Genomic DNA, 19,598 nt, shown 5'->3' on the forward strand with positions numbered 1-19,598 from the left:
TCCCAATACAAAAAAAAACGGAACCGAAGTTCCGTTTTTTTGAGTGAGTTTATTGTGTTACTTTGATAATGGCTGTGGTGATCTGTTCTTCTTTTTCTTTTGAATAAGTAGAATCAAACGGTTCCATCACATCAAATAAGTATTGGTAGAAAGGAGTGATTTTCTGTACATTCTCAGATTCCTTCATCGCTTTCTCTTTACCCATCAGCTGAAGCTCTTTGATGAAAGTATTGAACTTCTTGTCAATCGGCTCCAAAGATTTCACCAGATATTCATATGCTTTATCATCCTGCCCCAGTTTCTTATAAGCATCCGTAACTGCAGAAACCACAAGAGAATACTCCATCGGTTTTGTTCTCATCTGTCTTCTTGCAAAATTCTGATCTGCCGGAGCAAGACTCAGATAATAATCGTACTCTTCAAAGATTCCTTTTTTAAGGATTTCTGCCAGCTGAAGTCCTTTTTTCTCCTGTCCTGCAATAATATATCCTGTTACCATCGCACTTAATGAACGTGGATCATTAAACTTCTCAGCAGGAATTTCTTTTGAAGCAAGATCTAATAATTCCACTGCTTTAGCTTTCTGTCCGCTTAATGCCAATGCAGAAGCTGCTCTGCTCGCCGACATTCTGTAGCTCATGATATTGGAAGTAGCCGTTTCGTCAAAGTGAGTATTTAAGTTTTTGAAATTACCCCATCTGAAGTTTTTCACGACATTATATAAAGAATTGGTGTCTACTCTTCCCATATCTCCGTCTGCGTTTGGAGGAGTATGGATAGGAACCAGTCTGTAGCTGAATCCGTCAAACTGAAGATATTCGTTCAGGTAGAAGATGTTTTCACTGTCGTAGATTCCTCCTGATGAGAAGTTAATCGGACGCTTCCAGTCGAAATTGGCCAGCATATCAAGCATGATCAGGTTGTTTTTATAAAGCGTATTTCCTTTATAAGTAATCATAATCTGGTTAACAACATTAGGAAGATCTGCCTGGTTGATGATTCCTGCTTTTAAAGCATTTTCTTTATTTACCGGAAGAATGAATTTGTTTACCGGAAGGATGTTGTACTTCTCAAATTTTTCTTCTCCGAAGTACATTTTAAGAAGTTCGTCTTTTTCAGGAGATTTAAACTTAATAAAGTTAACAGCCTCTTTCAACGTCAGTGAATCCTGGGTAAGGTATTTTCTGAAAGCTCCGAATTGGGTATCAGGAACGCCCTGCTCTTTTAACATAGAAAAAACGCCTTCCCAGTCTTCCTTCTTCATCATATAGATCTGGTCATTTACACCATCTCTGTAATCTTCATGCGTCAATTCGCTGGGAATTCCTGCTGCATTATAAGTCTTTCTCTTGATTTGGTCTAAGTTCCATGGTGTAGAAGCCAGTGTGAAATTAACCACTTTTACATCATCTCTGAACCTTTCAGTTTCCTGAATAGCCCATACAGGATACGTATCATTATCTCCGTAAACGAATAAAATATCGTTCTTCGGCAATGATTTTAAAACTGAATATGCGTAATCATAGGCTGTATATCTATTGCTTCTATCGTGAACATTGTAATTCTGGAAGCCCATCATAAATGGTACACCTAATAAAACTACGCCTAAAGCGATATTCGCTCCATTAGACTTTACTTTAGACTGAACAAACCATAAGATAGCCCCAGCTCCCATACCGATCCAGATGGCAAATGCATAGAAGGATCCGACCATTGCATAATCTCTTTCTCTCGGTTCAAAAGGTTTCACTCCTGTGTAAAAGATGATTCCGACACTTGTTAAAACAAATAATGAAAGTAATGCGTAGAATCTTCCGAAGTCTCTGTTTAACTGGAAGAAGAAACCAATCAATCCTAAAATTAAAGGTAAAAAGAAGAACTTCACGGTACTTTCATTCTGGAATTTAGCAGGCATTTTATCCTGATTTCCAAGTAAAGCATTGTCAATAAAAGAAATTCCGGAGATCCAGTTTCCTTTTGTATTTTCCATGTTTCCTTCAAGGTCGTTCTGTCTTCCTACGAAGTTCCACATCAGATATCTTACAAAATAATATCCGTTTTGAAAGGTAATGAAATAATCCATATTCTGCGCCAGTGAAGGCTTCTGAACATTGATCAGGTTATATGGCTTCACTTTCAGATAATCGGCTGCAGTGATCGATTTATCTTCATATTTTCCTCTCAACTCATCAAAGATCTGTTTGGCCTGAGGATTATCAGCTACATCTTCATTTGCATAGTTGAAAGTGAAATCCGGAGCTCCGTACATGGAAATGTAGTTCGCCATGACGTCTTTATCTTCATTAAACATTCTAGGCATCAAACTCACCTGAGACTTGCTGAATGTATAATTAAACCGGTCTCCTGTTTTTCTGTACGTTCCGGTTTTTTCATCTTTTTCGTAGATTTCACCCGTTTTTTTAGTCTTGAAACTTCCGTCTTCATTTTTCTCAATTCCATTTGCATCAAGGAAAGCGGTGTAGTTTTGACCGTAAATGGTAGGCCAGTCTCCGTACTGCTCTCTGTTGTAGTAATCCAGCATACCAATCGCGGTATCAGGATCATTAAGGTTCATAGGAGGATTCGCATTCGCTCTGATAGGAATCACCATCCAACATGAGAAACCAATGATCATAAAAACGATGGATAGCGCAGCCGTCTGATATATATTTTTCTTTGCTCTTCTCGCATATTTAATAATAAAGAAACATGCTGCAGTCATTAAAATAAATGCGACAATCGTTCCGGAGTGGAAAGGAAGTCCAAGTCCGTTCACAAAGAATATTTCCAGTCTTCCGAACATCGTCATGATCAGTGGGAATATAATTTTGAATACGATGATCAAAATTCCCAGCGTGATCGCGTTTGCCCAGATAAAATTTTTCCAGGTAAATTTGTAATTTCTGGCGTAATAGACCAGACAAACGGCTGGAACCGCCAACATCCCCATCATGTGTACTCCTACAGAAAGTCCTAATACAAAGAAAATAAGGATGATCCATCTTTCGCTGTCTTTCGCCAGGTATTCGTTTTCCCATTTCGTGATCAGCCACACCAGCAGTGCGATAAACATGGAAGCCATAGAATACACTTCTCCTTCTACCGCAGAGAACCAAAAGGTATCCGAGAAAGTGAAACATAATGCTCCTACTGCTCCTGCAAAAAGAATAGAGATTTCCTGGTGCTTCGTTACTTCATCAAAATCCTTGTTTAAAAGTCTTCTTACAAAATGCGTAATCGTCCAGAATAAAAATAAAATCGTAAGCGCGCTGAACAAGGCAGACATCGCATTAATGACGATAGAATAGTTTTCTCCTTTTCCTAAAGCAAAAATAGCTGCCACGGCACCTATGATCTGAAACAAAGCCGCTCCGGGAGCGTGCGTTACTTCAAGTTTTACAGCTGAGGAAATGTACTCACCGCAGTCCCAGAAACTGAAATTGGGTTCTATGGTCGACAAGTACGTGAAAAATGCAATGACAAAAATCACCCATCCTAAAACGGTGTTCCATTGCTTAAAAGTCCAATTTTTCATAGTATTAAATCAATTACGCGAAAATAAGGCTTTTATAGCATTCTCTAGTGTTTTTAACAAAATTTAAAAATTTTGGCGTACTATTTGTGATGGTACTTCGCGGAAGATTGCAAATCAGAAAATAAATTTTGCGGAATCGCTCGCTTGAAATCAAACAAAAGTTTAGTAATTATTTATTTTTTTGTATTTTTGCGGTCAGATTTTTATTGAAAATAACAAATAATGAGTAATGTTTACGATAATATTCTTGGCCTAATAGGACATACTCCTATGGTGAAGCTTAATACTGTTACGAAAGATATTCCTGCAACCGTTTATGCCAAGTTAGAATCATATAATCCTGGACATTCCACAAAAGATAGAATAGCACTTCATATTATAGAAAACGCTGAACAAAAAGGTTTATTAAAGGAAGATTCTGTAGTTGTAGAAACTACTTCCGGAAATACCGGTTTTTCTATTGCAATGGTATGTATTATTAAAGGATATAAATGTATTCTGGCGGTAAGCGATAAAACCAAGCCTGAGAAAATTGCTTATTTAAAAGCATTGGGGGCTGTGGTATACATTTGCCCTGCCAATGTTGCAGCAGACGATCCCAGATCATATTATGAAGTTGCTAAAAGAATAGCTTCAGAGACGCCCAATTCAGTTTACATCAATCAATATTTTAATGAGTTGAATATTGATGCCCACTACAAGACTACCGGTCCTGAAATTTGGGAGCAGACAGAAGGTAAGGTAACGCACCTTTTTGCATGTACTGGAACAGGTGGAACATTGTCCGGTTCGGGTAAATTTTTAAAAGAAAAAAATCCCGGTATCAAAATCATCGGTGTGGATGCTGACGGTTCTATCCTGAAAAGTTTCCACGAGACCGGAGAAATCCATAAAGAAGATGTACATCCTTATCAGATTGAGGGAATGGGGAAAAATTTAATTCCTGCAGCTCTTCTTTTTGACAAGGTAGATGAGTTTGTAAGGGTAAATGATGAGATGTCAGCCTACAGGACCCGTGAAATAGCCCTTAAAGAAGCGATCATGGGAGGATACACTACAGGAGCCGTAACCCAGGCACTGATTCAGTATTCCCAATCTCACGAATTGACAAAGGATGATATTATTGTCCTGATATTCCCTGACCACGGATCGAGATATATCACCAAGGTATACAGCGATAAATGGATGGCTGAACAAGGTTTTGTGAACAACTGCGTGCATAATTACGATGAAGTTTTCAAAACGGAATTTATCAAATAGAAATACATAAACCACGATACCAATAAAGTCTTTTGTGGTGACAGAAAAGACTTTTCACTTAAAATTACAATACACAATGTTAGATATTTTTGAACGTATTAAACAAAATCCAGGTCCATTAGGACAGTTTGCTGATTATGCTGAGGGGTATTTTGTTTTCCCGAAACTGGAAGGTCCAATTGGTCCAAGAATGAAATTTCAAGGTAAAGATGTAATTTTCTGGAGTGCAAACGATTATTTAGGACTTTGTAATCACCCGGAAGTTTTAGAAGCTGATGCCAAAGCAGCTGCAGAATTCGGAATGTTTTATCCGATGGGCGCAAGAGCGATGTCAGGAGAAACTCAGCAACATCAACAACTGGAAAAAGAATTGGCAGAATTTACTCAGAAAGAAGCTGCTTATTTATTGAATTTCGGTTATCAGGGAATGGTTTCAGCCATTGATGCATTGGTAACAAGACATGACGTAATTGTATATGATGCTGACTCTCATGCTTGTATCGTAGACGGAGTACGTCTTCATATGGGAAAAAGCTTTACTTTCAAACATAATGATATTGCAAGTTTAGAGAAGAACTTAGCAAGAGCTACCAAGGTAGCAGAAGAAAACGGAGGCGGAATTTTAGTCATTACTGAAGGGGTTTTCGGAATGAGAGGAATGCAGGGGAAACTGAAAGAAATCTGTGACCTGAAATCCAAATTCAATTTCAGACTTCTGGTGGACGATGCGCATGGTTTCGGAACTTTGGGTGAAACCGGAGCGGGAGCAGGTGAAGAACAAGGATGCCAGGATCAGATTGATGTTTATTTTTCTACTTTCGCCAAATCTATGGCAGGTTTCGGTGCTTTTCTTTCAGGAGATGAAACCATTATCCGTTTCTTAAAATATAATCTTCGTTCTCAGATTTTCGCTAAGTCTTTAACTATGCCAATGGTTATCGGAGGTTTAAAAAGACTTGAGCTTTTGAGAACCCGTCCGGAAATTAAAGCGAAATTGTGGGAAAACGTTAAAAAACTTCAAGACGGCCTGAAAGAAAGAGGGTACAATCTTGGAAATACCAATACTTGTGTTACTCCTGTTTTCATAGAGGGAACTACTATTGAAGCAACTCTTTTAGCGAAAGATCTTAGAGAGAATTACGGAGTTTTCACTTCAGTAGTGGTATATCCGGTAATTCCTAAAGGAATGATCTTATTGAGACTTATCCCAACAGCTTCTCATACAGATTCAGAAATTAATGAAACCCTGGCTGCTTTTGATGGCATCCGTGAGAAATTAACTTCAGGACATTACAGAGAAATGGAAAAACAGATGAATATCGAATACAAACAAATGTAATACGATATCATCATATAATAATAAAAAAACCACTGATTCATTTCAGTGGTTTTTTATAAAATATATGTGAATGAAATTAAAAGGTTATGCATTAGGCATTCTGTCATCGGTTTCATTTGGGCTGATCCCGATCTTCATCCTTCCGCTGAAGAAGGCGAGTTTTTCAATGGACATTACTTTATTCTATAGATTCTTGTTTTCAGCCTTAATGGTTGGCGGATACCTTTTATATTCTAAAGAAAGTTTCAGAATCAATAAGAAAGAACTTTTGATTCTTTCTGTTTTAGGCGTGTGTTATGCCCTTTCTTCAGAATTTTTGTTTATAGGCTATGATTTTCTTACGCCAGGTATTGCCTCTACCGTGTTGTTCATCTATCCGGTCATAGTCGCTTTGATTATGTTTTTCGTTTATAAAGAGAAACTTACCCAACTATCTGTAGCTTCACTATTGCTGGCTTTTGCCGGAGTGATTGTTTTATGCTTAAAGGAAAATGGTTTGGAAATTAATTTTGCAGGTCTCGGAATTGTGATGCTAAGCTCATTATTCTATGCACTCTATATGGTGATCGTGAATAAATCGAATTTGAAAGTTTCAGGATTCAAGCTGTCGTTCTACTCTATGCTTTTCACTTCCGCATTTTTTATGATCAAAGCTTTTGGAGAAGATGAATCCTTTACTATTCCTTCTGTATCTGTGTTTCTAAATTTCATTATTTTCGCTTTTCTTACCACCGTTATTTCCAGCTTGTGTTTAGTATATGCTATAAAATATATCGGATCCACTCCTACTGCTATTTTAGGAGCGTTGGAGCCTGTTGTTGCGGTGATGGTCAGTGTTTTTATGTTCCAGGAAAAATTTACGACCAATTTACTCATCGGTATTGTACTGATTCTGTTGGGAGTAATTCTCAATGTCCTTTCTGACAAAAGAAAATCCAGACGCGATAAACATAAAGATTTACGAAATGCCTGACGCTTGGTCAGGCATTTTTTTATTTTATTTTATTAAACATATACCGGGCGATCTTCCATTTACCGTCTTCCTTTTCCAGAACAAAAAGTTCACGGTTTTCTTCCGGCGTTGTTTTATTTTCTGCGCGGATCAACTGTGTTCCTTGAGACATGGTACGGGCAACCGCATAGTTTTCATTGATGACGGTAATTTCATCAATTCTAAACTTTACGTTAAGCTGTAACATTTTGAAAACAAAATCGTAACCTCCCTTCAATTGTTCCTGACCTTCAGCACTTGGCGCTCCCTGAGGCATGAATATCCCATTTTTGGTATACAAGGGTAATACTTGTTCGGTAGATGAAGCATTAAGGGCATTTTCATAGGCATGAAGAGTTTGTTCTATATTCTTTTTTATATCGTTTTCCATTGTTGTTGTTTTTTCTGTTGATTGATTAATTGAAGAATTGCTATTTTCCTTTTTTTCGGTACAGGCTGATAATAGAAATATAACCTGAGCAACGATGAATATTTTTTTCATCATTACAGTTTGGATTTAGCTTCCTCGATATTCACGGCTTTTCCCAGTTTCCCGAATTCATGAAGATCTCCGAAAACTTCAATACGGATGGACTGATCAATACCTCCTACTCTTAAAGGTTCAAAACCTGTCTGTCTGATCACGTCTTCAATATCCTTATTGATTTCCATATCATCAGATGCATAAAATAATACGTCTTTTTCAGGCTCATGATTGGAAGATGAAGCCAGTGTTCCGGCACCTAATGTTCCAAAGGCTTTCACCAGTTTAGCCCCTTTAGGAAGAATTGCTTTGTTCAGCTCTCCTGCTGATTCCATTTCTCCAATGATTTTTTTAAATCCGCCATTTCCGTCCGGAGCAATTGGATTGGAAACATCAATAATGATTTTACCCTGTAAACTGTTTCCGTTGTCATTAAAGAAGTCCTTAAAAGCACCAAACCATATTGCCGGTATAATAATATCCGCTGTATTGATCGCCTCTTCAATTGTTGTGCTTTTTGCAAATCCACCTGACTGCGCAGCAAAATCACTTGCTTCGTCTGCATTTCTTGTGGCTACGATAATGTTATGCTTATTGTTTACTAAATTATTCGCTACTGCTTTACCGATATTTCCCAATCCGATAACCGCTACTTTTTTCTGTGTTTCCATTTTTGTAAATTTTAATGTTTTTGTATGGGTCAAAATTAGAACAGATAACGGTGAAAAAACGGCAAACAAGTTTAAGAAAACATCTTAACAATTGGTAAGGTGAATTCTTAACATAGTTTCATAAAACGGATTAATCCTTTATTCTTTTCGCCCGGATTTTACTGAGAAACTGAGGCGTAATCCCCAGATAGGAAGCGATTTGTGTATTGGAAAGACGGTTGGCCAGCTGGCCATACTGTTTAAGAAAGAACTCATACTTTTCATCTCCTGTAGCACTGATGTTTTGCAGCATACGGTTTTGAAGTTCGATAAATTTGTGCTCAATGATCACTCTGAAATTCCGGTCAAACTTTGGATAGTAAGTATATAAAAACCACAGATCATGTTTTTCAATCTGCAGCACAACAGAATTTTCAAGGGCTAAAATGTGTAATTTACTGGGCTTTTTGTTGTGGAAACTGTCAATATCTACAATCCAGTCATTTTCAGAGGCAAACTGCAGATTATGCTCTACTCCCTCTTTATCTATACTGAACATTTTAAAACATCCGGAAACTACAAAAGTATAATACTGGCACACCTCATTTTCCTGCAGGATAAATTGTTTTCTTTTGATTCTCCTCTCAGTTACTCTTTCTTCCAATACGTCAATTTCTTCCTTTGACAGAGGAATATAGGTTTTAAAATAACTGATAAGGGGAGCGGTTTCTTTCGACATTGTGAACAGGTGTATTTGATTAATAAAATCAATCTCTATGACAATATATCAAAAAAAACTGAATTAGAAATGCTCTATCCTCAATTCATCAATAAGCCACTTGCAGCATACCTTACAAATTGCCTATCTTTGCATTCGCAATCTGAGGAAAGATACAGTCCCTAACAATATCATTAATATACTGTTATACAAGTATTTGTCCTCCGGTTGAATGTAAATAAATTTGAAAAAATTCCTGTTGAAAGATCTGCTTCTCATCACTCCGCCTTTTACTCAGCTTAATACTCCTTATCCGGCAACAGCTTATATAAAAGGCTTTCTGAATACCAAAAATATTTCCAGCTATCAGATCGATCTGGGACTGGATGTTATTTTGGCATTATTTTCCAAAAAAGGAATCGGGAAAATTTTTGAGACAAAAGTTAATCTTCAGCAAATATCAGAAAATTCCCAAAGGATGTATGCTCTTCGCGAAGAGTATTTAAAGACGATAGATCAGGTTATACTTTTTCTTCAGGGAAAAACACCAACCCTGGCAAGACAAATTTGCAGCATGAATTTCCTTCCGGAAGCCTCCCGTTTCAACCAGCTGGATGATATGGATTTGGCCTTTGGAAATATGGGACTTCAGGATAAAGCCAAGCATCTGGCCACTCTCTATCTGGAAGATATCTCTGATTATATTATTGAAAATGTTGATTCTGATTTTGGATTCAGCAGATATGCAGAACGACTGGGAAAAAGTGCCAATTCTTTCGACGAGTTGTATTCAAAACTCGCTGGCGAGCAGACATTTATCGATCATTTCACTCTGGAAATCCTTCAGGAAACAGTAGAATTGATTCAGCCAAAGCTGGTTTGCTTTTCTGTACCGTTTCCGGGAAATCTCTATGCCGGTTTCAGATGTGCCAAGTTCATTAAAGAATATTATCCTCACATCAAAATTGCGATGGGCGGAGGTTTTCCCAATACAGAATTAAGAGAGGTAAAAGATCAGAGAGTTTTTGAGTTTTTTGATTTTATTACTCTTGATGATGGTGAAGTTCCTCTCGAACTTCTTTGCAACAATGTCTTAAATCCTTCAGAAGATGAAGCTGAATTTAAAAGAACATTTTTAATTGAAAACCAAACGGTTACTTATAAAAATAATTCTAAAAGACACGATTATAAACAGGCAGATATCGGAACTCCGGATTATACGGATTTAAAATTAGATCAATATATTTCAGTGATTGAAATTGCCAATCCGATGCACAGTTTATGGAGCGACGGAAGATGGAACAAGCTGACCATGGCCCACGGATGCTATTGGGGAAAATGTACTTTTTGTGATATTTCCCTGGATTACATCAAAATCTATGAACCTATTTCTGCGAAAATATTAGTGGACAGAATGGAGGAACTGATCAGAACCACCGGGGAAACAGGATTTCATTTTGTAGATGAAGCAGCGCCGCCTGCATTGATGCGGGAAGTAGCTCTGGAAATTCTTCGGAGAAATCTGGTGGTGACCTGGTGGACCAACATCCGATTTGAAAAAAGTTTCACCCGCGATTTATGTTACCTCCTAAAAATTTCAGGATGTGTGGCCGTTTCCGGAGGACTTGAAGTAGCCAGCGACCGATTGCTACAATTAATTGATAAAGGTGTTTCGGTAGAACAGGTGGCCAGAGTAACAAGAAATTTCACTGAAGCCGGAATCATGGTTCACGCTTATCTGATGTATGGCTACCCGACGCAGACCGTTCAGGAAACTGTAGACTCTTTGGAAATGATAAGACAGATGTTTGAGATGGGAATTTTGCAAAGTGGATTCTGGCATCAGTTTGCGATGACTGCCCATTCTCCTGTCGGAATCAATCCGGAAGAATTTGGAGTAACTCCGGTGAAGGAAGAAATTCTCTTTGCAAACAATGATATCGACTTTACAGACAAAACAGGAATCGACCACAGCAAATTCAGTTTCGGCTTGAAAAAATCTCTTTTCAATTATATGCACGGAATCAATTTTGAGTTTCCGCTTCAGGACTGGTTTGATTTTAAAATTCCCAGAACACAGGTTCATCCTGATTATATTCACGACTGTCTTTTAGATGATTCTTCATTTAGCTTTAAAGGGAACTCAAAAGTGATCTTTTTAACTAAAAACGTAATCGCTGAGAATCGTGTAAAAAATAAAAAGAAATACTCTGGTGCGTATACGCTTCTTACGTTCCACCTGAAAACCAATATTATCAGGATAGATCTGGAGCAGGATAAGGCAGAATGGCTAATGGGAGTGCTGGAAGAAAATTCTATAGAAAATCCTAAAAAACTTACAGCTCAACAACTTAAGAATCAATTTGAAGAAAATTTTGAAGATTTTGAACTATTTTGGTTTTCAAAACCTATGCAACAGCTTAAAGATAATGGAGTCATTTTAAGTCTCTGATTTTTTGAAAAAATTCATAAAAAATTCCCGAAAACGAATCTTCGGGAATTTTTTTGTCTTTAAAATCACTACAAACTCTTATTTTTCCGCATTGCCTTTCACCACATCACCCACAATTACTTTTTCCTGAACTTTAATAAAATTAGGATCCATAATGGCCATCCTTTCGGCAATAGCTTTATATGTTGGAAATTTTAATAATGCAGCTCTGCCAGACATTTCCCTGTAAATGGTAAAAATCTTTCCGTTGGCTGTTTTAATTTGTTTTGTCGTGGTAATATATTTTCCAATGTACTTACTTTTAGCATCATACACTTCTATATCGATGAATGTTTTATCGGTAATCGTATCTTCTGAACCAAAACTCACCGGAAGATTGGTAAAATAGCCCACAGGAACACCATTGCTGATGATCTCTCCTACTTTATTGACCTCAATATTCAGCTTATCAATTTTATTCCTTGTGGTATAAGCATCTTTTGTCTTGCTGTCTAGCTTTCTTTTCGGAACATTTTTGAAAATTTCATCCAGGTTTTTGACATTGATTCCTTTGTTATCAATGACTTTTAAACCCTTTATTGATGTATAAACCGCAGATTTTTCTTCACCAGAAAATGCTGACGGCGAGATATAGTCTATCTCTATGGTTTTGTCCCTGTTGTAAACCCTGTTCAGTTTAATGTAACTATCTCTTACAGAATCTACTATACTTTTATCAATAAATTCCATGGTATACATCGGTGTCTCTCCCAAATCCATGAACGTATAAATATTGGATTTGTTTGATATTTTAGCAACATGCACTCCGTCAAGACTTACAATACCTCTTTTGGTTTTGAAATTCTGGGCATTACACAAGATTCCCAGAACGGTAAAGAATATGATTGTACTTTTCTTCATAAAATCAGACTTTTACACAACATAAAAAAAGTGTAACCAAAGTTACACTTTCTTGAAAATATATTTAGCTTTTCATTTAATTATTCACAAAGGATAATTCCTTTATCATGATTAAATTCTACAACACCGCTTTTGATAGGATAAGAAAAAACAGTGTCTTTCTCAGATTCTTTAGTGAAATTTTTAGCATAAGCTTCTCCAATTGAACTTGTAAAAAGCTTTACCTTGCCTCCGACTAAAGAAGAAACGATTCCTGCGTGGTTTTTCATGATGTGGAATTCCCCATCTTTTCCAGGCAATAATACAGAGTCTACTTCTCCTTCAAAAACTACGTATTCTGGTGTTAAAATTTTTATATTCATTTTAATTTAGATTAAAGAGAAAAGAGAAAAGAAAAAAGAGAAAATATATCTTTACTCTTTTTTCTTTGTTCTATTTATTCTAGTTAAGCGTTTTCAGCTAACATTTTTTGTCCTGCTTCAATAGCTTCTTCGATGGTTCCTTTCAAGTTGAAAGCAGCTTCTGGTAAGTGATCTAATTCACCGTCCATAATCATAGTAAATCCTTTGATGGTATCTTTGATATCTACCAATGATCCCGGAATACCTGTAAACTGTTCAGCTACGTGGAAAGGCTGAGATAAGAATCTCTGAACTTTTCTAGCACGGTAAACAACTGATTTATCTTCTTCAGAAAGTTCTTCCATACCAAGAATCGCGATGATATCCTGAAGCGCTTTGTATCTCTGAAGAATTTCTTTTACTCTCTGAGCACAGTTATAATGTTCTTCCCCGATGATTTCCGGAGCAAGGATTCTTGACGTTGAAGCCAATGGATCTACTGCCGGGTAAATACCTAATGAAGCAATTTTTCTATCCAGTACTGTAGTTGCATCCAGGTGAGCAAACGTAGTTGCAGGAGCCGGGTCAGTTAAGTCATCCGCAGGTACGTAAACCGCCTGTACTGAAGTAATTGAACCATTTTTAGTTGAAGTAATTCTTTCCTGCATCGCTCCCATTTCAGATGCCAATGTTGGTTGGTAACCTACCGCAGAAGGCATACGACCAAGAAGTGCAGATACCTCAGAACCAGCCTGTGTAAAACGGAAGATGTTGTCTACGAAGAAAAGTACGTCTCTACCTTGTCCGCTTTCACCACCATCTCTGTAGTACTCAGCTAATGTAAGACCAGAAAGTGCTACTCTAGCTCTTGCTCCTGGCGGCTCGTTCATCTGTCCGAAAACGAATGCAGCTTTAGATTCTTTCATCGCTTCCAAGTCTACTTTAGAAAGATCCCAACCTCCGTTTTCCATAGAGTGCATGAAATCATCACCATATTTGATAATTCCTGATTCAAGCATCTCTCTCAAAAGGTCATTTCCTTCTCTCGTTCTTTCACCTACACCGGCGAAAACTGAAAGACCTCCGTGTCCTTTTGCAATATTGTTAATCAACTCCTGGATCAATACTGTTTTACCTACACCGGCACCACCGAACAATCCAATCTTACCTCCTTTTGCATAAGGCTCGATAAGGTCGATTACTTTAATCCCTGTAAATAAAACTTCTGCAGAAGTTGAAAGTTGATCAAATTTTGGAGCTGGTCTGTGAATAGGTAGACCACCTTCTTTAGAAATATTTTGAAGTCCGTCGATAGCATCCCCAACAACGTTGAAAAGTCTTCCGTTTACAGCGTCACCGATTGGCATTGTAATAGGATTTCCGTATCCGATTACTTCCTGCCCTCTTTGAAGACCATCTGTAGCATCCATTGCGATACATCTTACTGTATCTTCACCTATATGTTGCTCTACTTCTAAGACTACCTTTTCACCGTTGCCTTTCGTAATTTCTAACGCGTCATAAATACTTGGAATTGCTTCCACATCTGTGAAGACAACGTCGATTACCGGACCAATAATTTGAGAAATTTTACCTTTAATTTGGTTTGCCATTGCTAAATTTTTTCTTGGTGCAAATATAATGATTCTTCATAAACCTACAATTGGTAAAAAAAAGATTTTTATCATACTTTTTTAAAAAAGTATCCATATAATAATATAGCAATTTACCAATACTCACTCAGTAAAGTAAGCAATTTTATTGTTATATGATTACATTGTTATATTGTTACATTATTTCTATATTTGCATTCAAATTTTTCCGTTTTGAAAGTTTTCAAGAATTTTAAAGATTATTCCTCTCAAAAGCCTTTAGCATTGTCTTTAGGAATGTTTGACGGAGTACATCTCGGGCACAAAAGTATCATCGACGAACTGATCAAAGTGGGGACAAAGAATAATCTGGAAACAGCGATCCTCACTTTCTGGCCCCATCCAAGGTTTGTTTTTAATCCGAATGAAGATCTGAAGCTTCTCAATACGGTAGACGAAAAGAGAGACCTGATTGAAAAATATCACATTGATCATCTGTTTCTGAAAGAATTTGATGAAGAATTCAGAAATCTTACGGGAGAAGAATTTGTACGTCAGATCCTGATTGACAAACTGAACGTAAAATACCTTATTATAGGCTACGATCATTCATTTGGAAAAAATAAAAGCGGAAATTTTGAGCTTCTTCAAAAGCTTTCCAAAGAACTGAATTTCGATGTAGAGCAAATGGAAGCCATTAATATTCATGAGAATAACATCAGTTCAACCAAAGTCCGCAATGCTCTTCTGACAGGAAATATCAAAGAAGCCAACGAAATGCTTGGTTATGCCTACTCGGTCTCAGGAACGGTAGTCCACGGAAAGAAGATTGGAAGGACCATTGGCTATCCCACTGCTAATATTGATACTGAATCTATTAAGCTCCTCCCTAAAAAAGGCGCTTACATCGTAGAAACCGAAGTGAAAGGCCAGCAGTATAAAGGAATGTTGAGCATCGGTACCAATCCTACTGTGAATGGTGAAAAATTAACTGTTGAAGTCTATATCCTTGATTTTGATGGTGATATCTATGATGAAAAGATCACGGTAAAATTCAGAGACTTTCTTCATGATGAAATTAAGTTTGAAGGTCTTGAAAAACTCATTGAACGATTGGATGAGGATAAAAGACTTACTCAGGAATTTCAATTCTAACTATTTACAATTTCCTCCCTCGCTTTTTTCGTTAATGAATTAAAAACCAATTCATAGGAGTGATCGATTAATTTAAAGATCAGATCTTTTTTTATACCCTCCAAACGTACTGAATTCCAATGGGTTTTGTTCATATGAAATGCCCCTGTGATCTGCGGATACTGTTCACGAAGCTCTGCGCTCCATTCGGGATCGGTCTTTACATTGATGCCTAAAGGCTGTCTTTCCAGTCCCATGAGCAAAAACATTTTTGTTCCTACTTTCATGACAAGAGTTTCATTATCAAAAGGAAAGGTTTCTGTAACTCCTTTTTTGGCAAGGCAATAGTCTAAAATTTCGTTAGCATCCATATCTTATGAGCAATAAGCAATTGGTAATAAATAATTTTTGGCAGTATCTATATGCTGAAGGAAATTGAAATATCTTTTCCTCCATTAAACCACTAAACTTTAATTCAAATGTAGTAAATTTAAGAAAGAAAATATAATTTATACAAATCACAACTATTATGAAAGCTTTAGTAATCGGCGCTACGGGCGCTACAGGGAAAGATCTGGTTAAGCAACTGCTTGATGATAAGGAGTTTGAGGAAGTCAATATCTTCGTAAGAAAGCCTGTGGATGTTCAGAACGATAAACTGAAAGTTCATGTAGTGAATTTTGAGAAACCGGAAGAATGGAAAGATCAAGTGCAGGGAGATGTTGCCTTTTCATGTTTAGGAACGACTTTAAAAGATGCAGGAAGTAAAGAGGCCCAAAGAAAAGTGGATTTCGGTTATCAGTATGAATTTGCCAAAGCCGCTAAAGAAAATAATGTGGACGACTATATCCTGGTTTCTTCTTACGGCGCAGATCCTGCATCAAAGATTTTCTATTCTAAAATGAAAGGTGAGCTGGAGGAAGCAGTAAAACAATTACATTTTACTAAGATCACTATTTTTAAACCGGGAATGCTTGAAAGAAAAGATTCCGGGAGAACCGGAGAAGTTTTAGGCAGCAGAATTATAAAATTTGCCAATAAACTGGGATTGCTGGAAAGTCAGAAACCTTTGCCTACAGATATTTTAGCTAAAGCAATGATCAATTCTTCCAAAATAAAAAGCAATGGCTATTCAAGCATTAAGCTGGGAAATATTTTCTGTTTTGCAGAGAAAAGTAATGAGTAACTGATTGTAACTCTAGTTAATTATTTACTTTCATCCTTATCCTTTAATCTGTATTGGATTTTCAGGAATAATCATTCAAATAATTGAAGAATATTAGTACCTATTGATCAGCCATAAACACTTCGACTCCGCTCAGTGTGACAATTCTCATTCTATTTTGAGCTGTCGCACTGAGCGGAGTTGAAATGTTATTTTATCCTTTTTATCTTATTTCAGATGTTTGATAATAGCGTCGGAGGTAGGTTTTGTTGTACTTACGAAAGTATCGACCAGTTTTCCGTTTTCATCGATCAGGAATTTGGTAAAGTTCCAAAGGATAGTGGTATTTTTTACTCCATTCAATTCTTTCTCGGTCAGGTATTTAAAAATAGGTGCTGTATCATCACCTTTTACGGATACTTTTGCGGCTAAAGGAAATGTTACCCCATAGTTTTTCTGGCAGAAAGCACCGATCTCTGTATTGGTTCCCGGTTCTTGTCCTCCAAAATTATTGGCAGGAAAACCTACAATGACCAACTTGTCTTTGTATTCTTCGTATACTTTCTCCAGGTCTGCATACTGCGGTGTAAATCCGCATTCAGATGCTGTGTTGACAATAAGGATCTTCTTTCCTTTAAAGTCAGCAAAGTTGATTTCGTTGCCGTCAAGGCCTTCTACTTTGAAATCATATATTGTTTTTCCCATAAGTTCGTTGGTTTTAGCTTGAGAAATTTCACTTTTCTGGTTGGTACAACTCTGTAAAAATGCTACAAACGAAAGCAGCAGTAAAAAAATATTTTTCATTTTTATCCATTTAGCCGGCAATTTTGCCGAAGTTATGTATTACTTGATGTAACGCACTAAACGTTTCATTAAGCCTCTGTTGAATTGAATTAAAACTTAAAAATATTAGGTGGAAATACTTTATTCACATCAATTCTGTTCAGAATCATTACATAATCACCATCTTTTTTGGAGGTTGAAGATTCAATTCTGAAAGACATGACAAGATTTCCTACTTTTTTATAATCTGAATAGATGAGTGTTTCATCTTTTTTGATTTCCTTTAAAAGCATATACGTTTTTACATCAAAATAATAGATGTTCTTATTCACGTTTTTGGTCAGTTCCACTTTGTGACAATAGATCTCTCCTACTTTTTCTTTTCCAAGGTATTTTGCATCAAAACCCTTATTCTCCCAATCGATAAAATCGTTATCAAAGCTCTCGGAAACATATTCTTTGTATTCCTGAAGTTTATTGGTAGCATAGTTCATCGCATAGCCTTTAGTTCCGTCAAAGCCTTCAATTGCCGTTTCTTTTCCATTAATACTGATAACAGTTTTAGTAAGATTGGGACGTTGCTGATAAATTTTTATCGGGTACTCATCTTTGATTCCCAAGATTACTTTTCCTTGCAGCAATACTGAATTCAGAAGCTTCCAATTCGTTAATCCTCCGGACAGTTCTATATTTTTGTCTATAATTTCTTTTGCGGTTTGGGCAAAAGACAACTGCGAGAGTATCAGTACGAATACTAAAAGTAATTTCTTCATTAATCTTATTTATAAATTCAAATATAGGGTGAATTGGGCGAAAAAGCAAAGAAAGCGGAGATCACCATCGGTCTTATTTACCTATTCGTATCATTTTCAAATTAGTTTTCTGGCTTTTTCAAGATCTTCCGGCGTATCGATTCCTACTCCGATGAAATTGGTTTCAATCAGTTTAATCTTCATTCCATATTCCAGATAACGGATGCATTCGATCTTTTCTGATATTTCCAATGGTTTCATTTCCAGTTTGAAGAACTGAAGTAACGCATGTTTTCTGAAAGCGTAGACTCCTATATGTTTGAAATAGCTAATATCGTAAGAAACCTCTCTATGGAAAGGAATCACAGAGCGGCTGAAATAAAGGGCAAATCCGTTGTTGTCCGTGATCACTTTTACGTTATTCGGATTTTCAATTTCTTCTTTTTCCGTGAGTTTTATTTTTAATGAGGCCAGTGAAATTTCCTGATTCTCATCTTCTTTAAAAACGCCGATAAGCTGTTTTAAAGGCTCTAATTTAAGGAACGGTTCGTCTCCCTGAACATTAATAACAATATCACATTCGATGTTCTGTACGGCCTCTGCGATGCGGTCGCTTCCCGTTTCATGCTGTCCGGTCATCACGGCTTTTCCTCCATTTTTCTCGATTTCGTCAAAAATAATTTCTGAATCCGTCGCGACAAATACTTCATCGAACAGTTCTGTTTCCACCACATTCTGATAGGTAGTTGTAATGACTGTTTTTTCGCCCAGCATCTGCATCAGCTTTGCCGGAAAACGGCTTGCTTCGTAACGTGCCGGAATGACAGCTATGATTTTCATGTAATATTTATTATTAAAATTATAAATTAAAAGTTAGGGATTAAGAGTTAAATAATTCGCTAAAAAGATAACTCCGTAAATCCATGAGATATACAAAAAGGAGTATAACAGTCCGAAAGTAAGACTTTTCAGTAAATTTCCTTTACATTTTCCGGAATTTTTAAAGACCAGACGTAAAGCTCTGAAAAAAATCCAGTACAGCATGGCGGCCAATAACAAAATTGCAGCCCAAAAGAAAACACCTAAAAAATAAAGTCCGAAAATAATAACAACTGAAAATAAGATCCACAATACAATGGAAATCAGAATACTGAAACATCCGTCATCTCCCAGATCAGCATCAAATTCAAGGGTATTAAATCCCGGCGAATTATCTGAAAAAGTTTTTATTTTTTTCCTGTTTAAAATACTTCCTACATTCTCTTTCAGTTTTAATCCATAATACAGCCCAGAACTGATAAACAAGAAAAATATACTTGCTAAAATGGACGTGGATAGGATCGAATTCTGAAATAAAGATCTGTGCGAATGTTCTCCTGAAAGCCATACACACAGAATAACCAAAATGATAATTCCTAATGTTGAATAACTCAACACCCTGGTTTCCAGAAACGGTCTTTTGGGAAATTTCACTAATATGACCCTATTTTATTTTATTTTTA

18 protein-coding genes are annotated in these 19,598 nt (G+C 36.8%); 6 read left to right on the forward strand and 12 right to left on the reverse strand.

Annotated features, from left to right (window positions below; all coding sequences use genetic code 11):
- Positions 1-49: 49 nt before the first annotated feature.
- Positions 50-3,535 (reverse strand): glycosyltransferase family 117 protein, encoded by a 3,486-nt coding sequence (locus tag BW964_RS01325; protein ID WP_076504093.1) that lies wholly within the window; start codon positions 3,533-3,535, stop codon positions 50-52.
- A gap of 222 nt (positions 3,536-3,757) precedes the next feature.
- On the opposite strand from BW964_RS01325, the gene BW964_RS01330 reads away from it, so the two are divergent.
- The 3 genes from BW964_RS01330 to BW964_RS01340 all read left to right on the forward strand — a co-directional run bounded on the left by BW964_RS01330 (position 3,758) and on the right by BW964_RS01340 (position 7,107).
- Positions 3,758-4,795, forward strand: a complete 1,038-nt coding sequence (locus BW964_RS01330; protein ID WP_076504094.1) for a PLP-dependent cysteine synthase family protein — start codon at positions 3,758-3,760, stop codon at positions 4,793-4,795.
- Between the two features lie 76 nt (positions 4,796-4,871).
- Entirely contained in the window at positions 4,872-6,134 is a 1,263-nt protein-coding gene (locus tag BW964_RS01335) for an aminotransferase class I/II-fold pyridoxal phosphate-dependent enzyme (protein WP_073334486.1), read from the forward strand.
- Between the two features lie 70 nt (positions 6,135-6,204).
- Positions 6,205-7,107: a DMT family transporter gene (locus BW964_RS01340; protein WP_076504096.1), complete on the forward strand. Its 903-nt coding sequence runs from the start codon at positions 6,205-6,207 to the stop codon at positions 7,105-7,107.
- A 19-nt stretch (positions 7,108-7,126) separates the two neighbouring features.
- Here the strand turns inward: BW964_RS01340 and BW964_RS01345 are convergent, their stop codons facing one another.
- The 3 genes from BW964_RS01345 to BW964_RS01355 form a co-directional block, all read right to left on the reverse strand.
- Complete coding sequence (locus BW964_RS01345) at positions 7,127-7,516, reverse strand: YybH family protein (protein WP_076505381.1); 390 nt, start codon at positions 7,514-7,516, stop codon at positions 7,127-7,129.
- Between the two features lie 113 nt (positions 7,517-7,629).
- The gene (locus tag BW964_RS01350) at positions 7,630-8,280 is read right to left on the reverse strand and encodes an NADPH-dependent F420 reductase (protein ID WP_076504098.1); all 651 of its coding nucleotides are present in this window, start codon (positions 8,278-8,280) and stop codon (positions 7,630-7,632) included.
- Between the two features lie 130 nt (positions 8,281-8,410).
- Positions 8,411-8,998: a Crp/Fnr family transcriptional regulator gene (locus BW964_RS01355; RefSeq protein ID WP_076504099.1), complete on the reverse strand. Its 588-nt coding sequence runs from the start codon at positions 8,996-8,998 to the stop codon at positions 8,411-8,413.
- A gap of 238 nt (positions 8,999-9,236) precedes the next feature.
- On the opposite strand from BW964_RS01355, the gene BW964_RS01360 reads away from it, so the two are divergent.
- Positions 9,237-11,429, forward strand: coding sequence for a B12-binding domain-containing radical SAM protein (locus BW964_RS01360; RefSeq protein WP_076505383.1), 2,193 nt, complete (start codon positions 9,237-9,239; stop codon positions 11,427-11,429).
- Between the two features lie 78 nt (positions 11,430-11,507).
- On the opposite strand, the gene BW964_RS01365 is transcribed toward BW964_RS01360, so the two are convergent.
- The 3 genes from BW964_RS01365 to atpD form a co-directional block, all read right to left on the reverse strand.
- Entirely contained in the window at positions 11,508-12,329 is an 822-nt protein-coding gene (locus BW964_RS01365; protein ID WP_076504101.1) for a hypothetical protein, read from the reverse strand.
- Between the two features lie 80 nt (positions 12,330-12,409).
- The gene (locus BW964_RS01370; RefSeq protein WP_076504102.1) at positions 12,410-12,691 is read right to left on the reverse strand and encodes a FoF1 ATP synthase subunit delta/epsilon; all 282 of its coding nucleotides are present in this window, start codon (positions 12,689-12,691) and stop codon (positions 12,410-12,412) included.
- Between the two features lie 83 nt (positions 12,692-12,774).
- A complete protein-coding gene (atpD, locus tag BW964_RS01375) occupies positions 12,775-14,283 on the reverse strand; it encodes a F0F1 ATP synthase subunit beta (protein WP_034745036.1) in 1,509 nt (502 codons plus the stop codon).
- A gap of 213 nt (positions 14,284-14,496) precedes the next feature.
- Between atpD and BW964_RS01380 the strand changes: the two genes are divergently transcribed.
- Positions 14,497-15,417, forward strand: coding sequence for a bifunctional riboflavin kinase/FAD synthetase (locus tag BW964_RS01380; protein WP_076504104.1), 921 nt, complete (start codon positions 14,497-14,499; stop codon positions 15,415-15,417).
- On the opposite strand, the gene BW964_RS01385 is transcribed toward BW964_RS01380, so the two are convergent.
- The gene (locus BW964_RS01385) at positions 15,414-15,767 is read right to left on the reverse strand and encodes an MmcQ/YjbR family DNA-binding protein (protein WP_076504105.1); all 354 of its coding nucleotides are present in this window, start codon (positions 15,765-15,767) and stop codon (positions 15,414-15,416) included. The genes BW964_RS01380 and BW964_RS01385 overlap by 4 nt on opposite strands.
- Before the next feature lie 158 nt (positions 15,768-15,925).
- Here BW964_RS01385 and BW964_RS01390 point away from each other — a divergent pair, with 158 nt between their 5' ends.
- Positions 15,926-16,582, forward strand: a complete 657-nt coding sequence (locus tag BW964_RS01390; RefSeq protein WP_076504107.1) for an NAD(P)H-binding protein — start codon at positions 15,926-15,928, stop codon at positions 16,580-16,582.
- A gap of 207 nt (positions 16,583-16,789) precedes the next feature.
- Here BW964_RS01390 and BW964_RS01395 read toward each other — a convergent pair whose 3' ends face one another.
- The 4 genes from BW964_RS01395 to BW964_RS01410 all read right to left on the reverse strand — a co-directional run bounded on the left by BW964_RS01395 (position 16,790) and on the right by BW964_RS01410 (position 19,569).
- On the reverse strand, positions 16,790-17,365 hold the full coding sequence (locus BW964_RS01395) for a glutathione peroxidase (protein ID WP_076504108.1): 576 nt from the start codon (positions 17,363-17,365) through the stop codon (positions 16,790-16,792).
- Positions 17,366-17,454: 89 nt separating this feature from the next.
- Positions 17,455-18,117, reverse strand: a complete 663-nt coding sequence (locus BW964_RS01400; protein ID WP_076504110.1) for a histidine kinase — start codon at positions 18,115-18,117, stop codon at positions 17,455-17,457.
- Positions 18,118-18,213: 96 nt separating this feature from the next.
- The gene (gene kdsB, locus BW964_RS01405) at positions 18,214-18,936 is read right to left on the reverse strand and encodes a 3-deoxy-manno-octulosonate cytidylyltransferase (RefSeq protein ID WP_076504111.1); all 723 of its coding nucleotides are present in this window, start codon (positions 18,934-18,936) and stop codon (positions 18,214-18,216) included.
- 33 nt (positions 18,937-18,969) lie between these two features.
- On the reverse strand, positions 18,970-19,569 hold the full coding sequence (locus tag BW964_RS01410; protein WP_076504113.1) for a hypothetical protein: 600 nt from the start codon (positions 19,567-19,569) through the stop codon (positions 18,970-18,972).
- Positions 19,570-19,598: the final 29 nt, after the last annotated feature.

Origin of the sequence: Chryseobacterium shigense, assembly GCF_900156575.1 — a bacterium.
Lineage (GTDB): Bacteria > Bacteroidota > Bacteroidia > Flavobacteriales > Weeksellaceae > Chryseobacterium > Chryseobacterium shigense.

Excerpts from the sequence above, each read along its gene's own strand:
- BW964_RS01390 (WP_076504107.1), top strand. The coding sequence starts at position 15,926 with ATGAAAGCTTTAGTAATCGGCGCTACGGGCGCTACAGGGAAAGATCTG.
- kdsB (WP_076504111.1), bottom strand. The coding sequence starts at position 18,936 with ATGAAAATCATAGCTGTCATTCCGGCACGTTACGAAGCAAGCCGTTTT.
- BW964_RS01365 (WP_076504101.1), bottom strand. The coding sequence starts at position 12,329 with ATGAAGAAAAGTACAATCATATTCTTTACCGTTCTGGGAATCTTGTGT.
- BW964_RS01335 (WP_073334486.1), top strand. The coding sequence starts at position 4,872 with ATGTTAGATATTTTTGAACGTATTAAACAAAATCCAGGTCCATTAGGA.
- BW964_RS01385 (WP_076504105.1), bottom strand. The coding sequence starts at position 15,767 with ATGGATGCTAACGAAATTTTAGACTATTGCCTTGCCAAAAAAGGAGTT.
- BW964_RS01355 (WP_076504099.1), bottom strand. The coding sequence starts at position 8,998 with ATGTCGAAAGAAACCGCTCCCCTTATCAGTTATTTTAAAACCTATATT.
- BW964_RS01400 (WP_076504110.1), bottom strand. The coding sequence starts at position 18,117 with ATGAAGAAATTACTTTTAGTATTCGTACTGATACTCTCGCAGTTGTCT.
- BW964_RS01345 (WP_076505381.1), bottom strand. The coding sequence starts at position 7,516 with ATGGAAAACGATATAAAAAAGAATATAGAACAAACTCTTCATGCCTAT.
- BW964_RS01325 (WP_076504093.1), bottom strand. The coding sequence starts at position 3,535 with ATGAAAAATTGGACTTTTAAGCAATGGAACACCGTTTTAGGATGGGTG.
- BW964_RS01350 (WP_076504098.1), bottom strand. The coding sequence starts at position 8,280 with ATGGAAACACAGAAAAAAGTAGCGGTTATCGGATTGGGAAATATCGGT.
- BW964_RS01395 (WP_076504108.1), bottom strand. The coding sequence starts at position 17,365 with ATGAAAAATATTTTTTTACTGCTGCTTTCGTTTGTAGCATTTTTACAG.
- BW964_RS01370 (WP_076504102.1), bottom strand. The coding sequence starts at position 12,691 with ATGAATATAAAAATTTTAACACCAGAATACGTAGTTTTTGAAGGAGAA.
- BW964_RS01330 (WP_076504094.1), top strand. The coding sequence starts at position 3,758 with ATGAGTAATGTTTACGATAATATTCTTGGCCTAATAGGACATACTCCT.
- BW964_RS01340 (WP_076504096.1), top strand. The coding sequence starts at position 6,205 with ATGAAATTAAAAGGTTATGCATTAGGCATTCTGTCATCGGTTTCATTT.
- atpD (WP_034745036.1), bottom strand. The coding sequence starts at position 14,283 with ATGGCAAACCAAATTAAAGGTAAAATTTCTCAAATTATTGGTCCGGTA.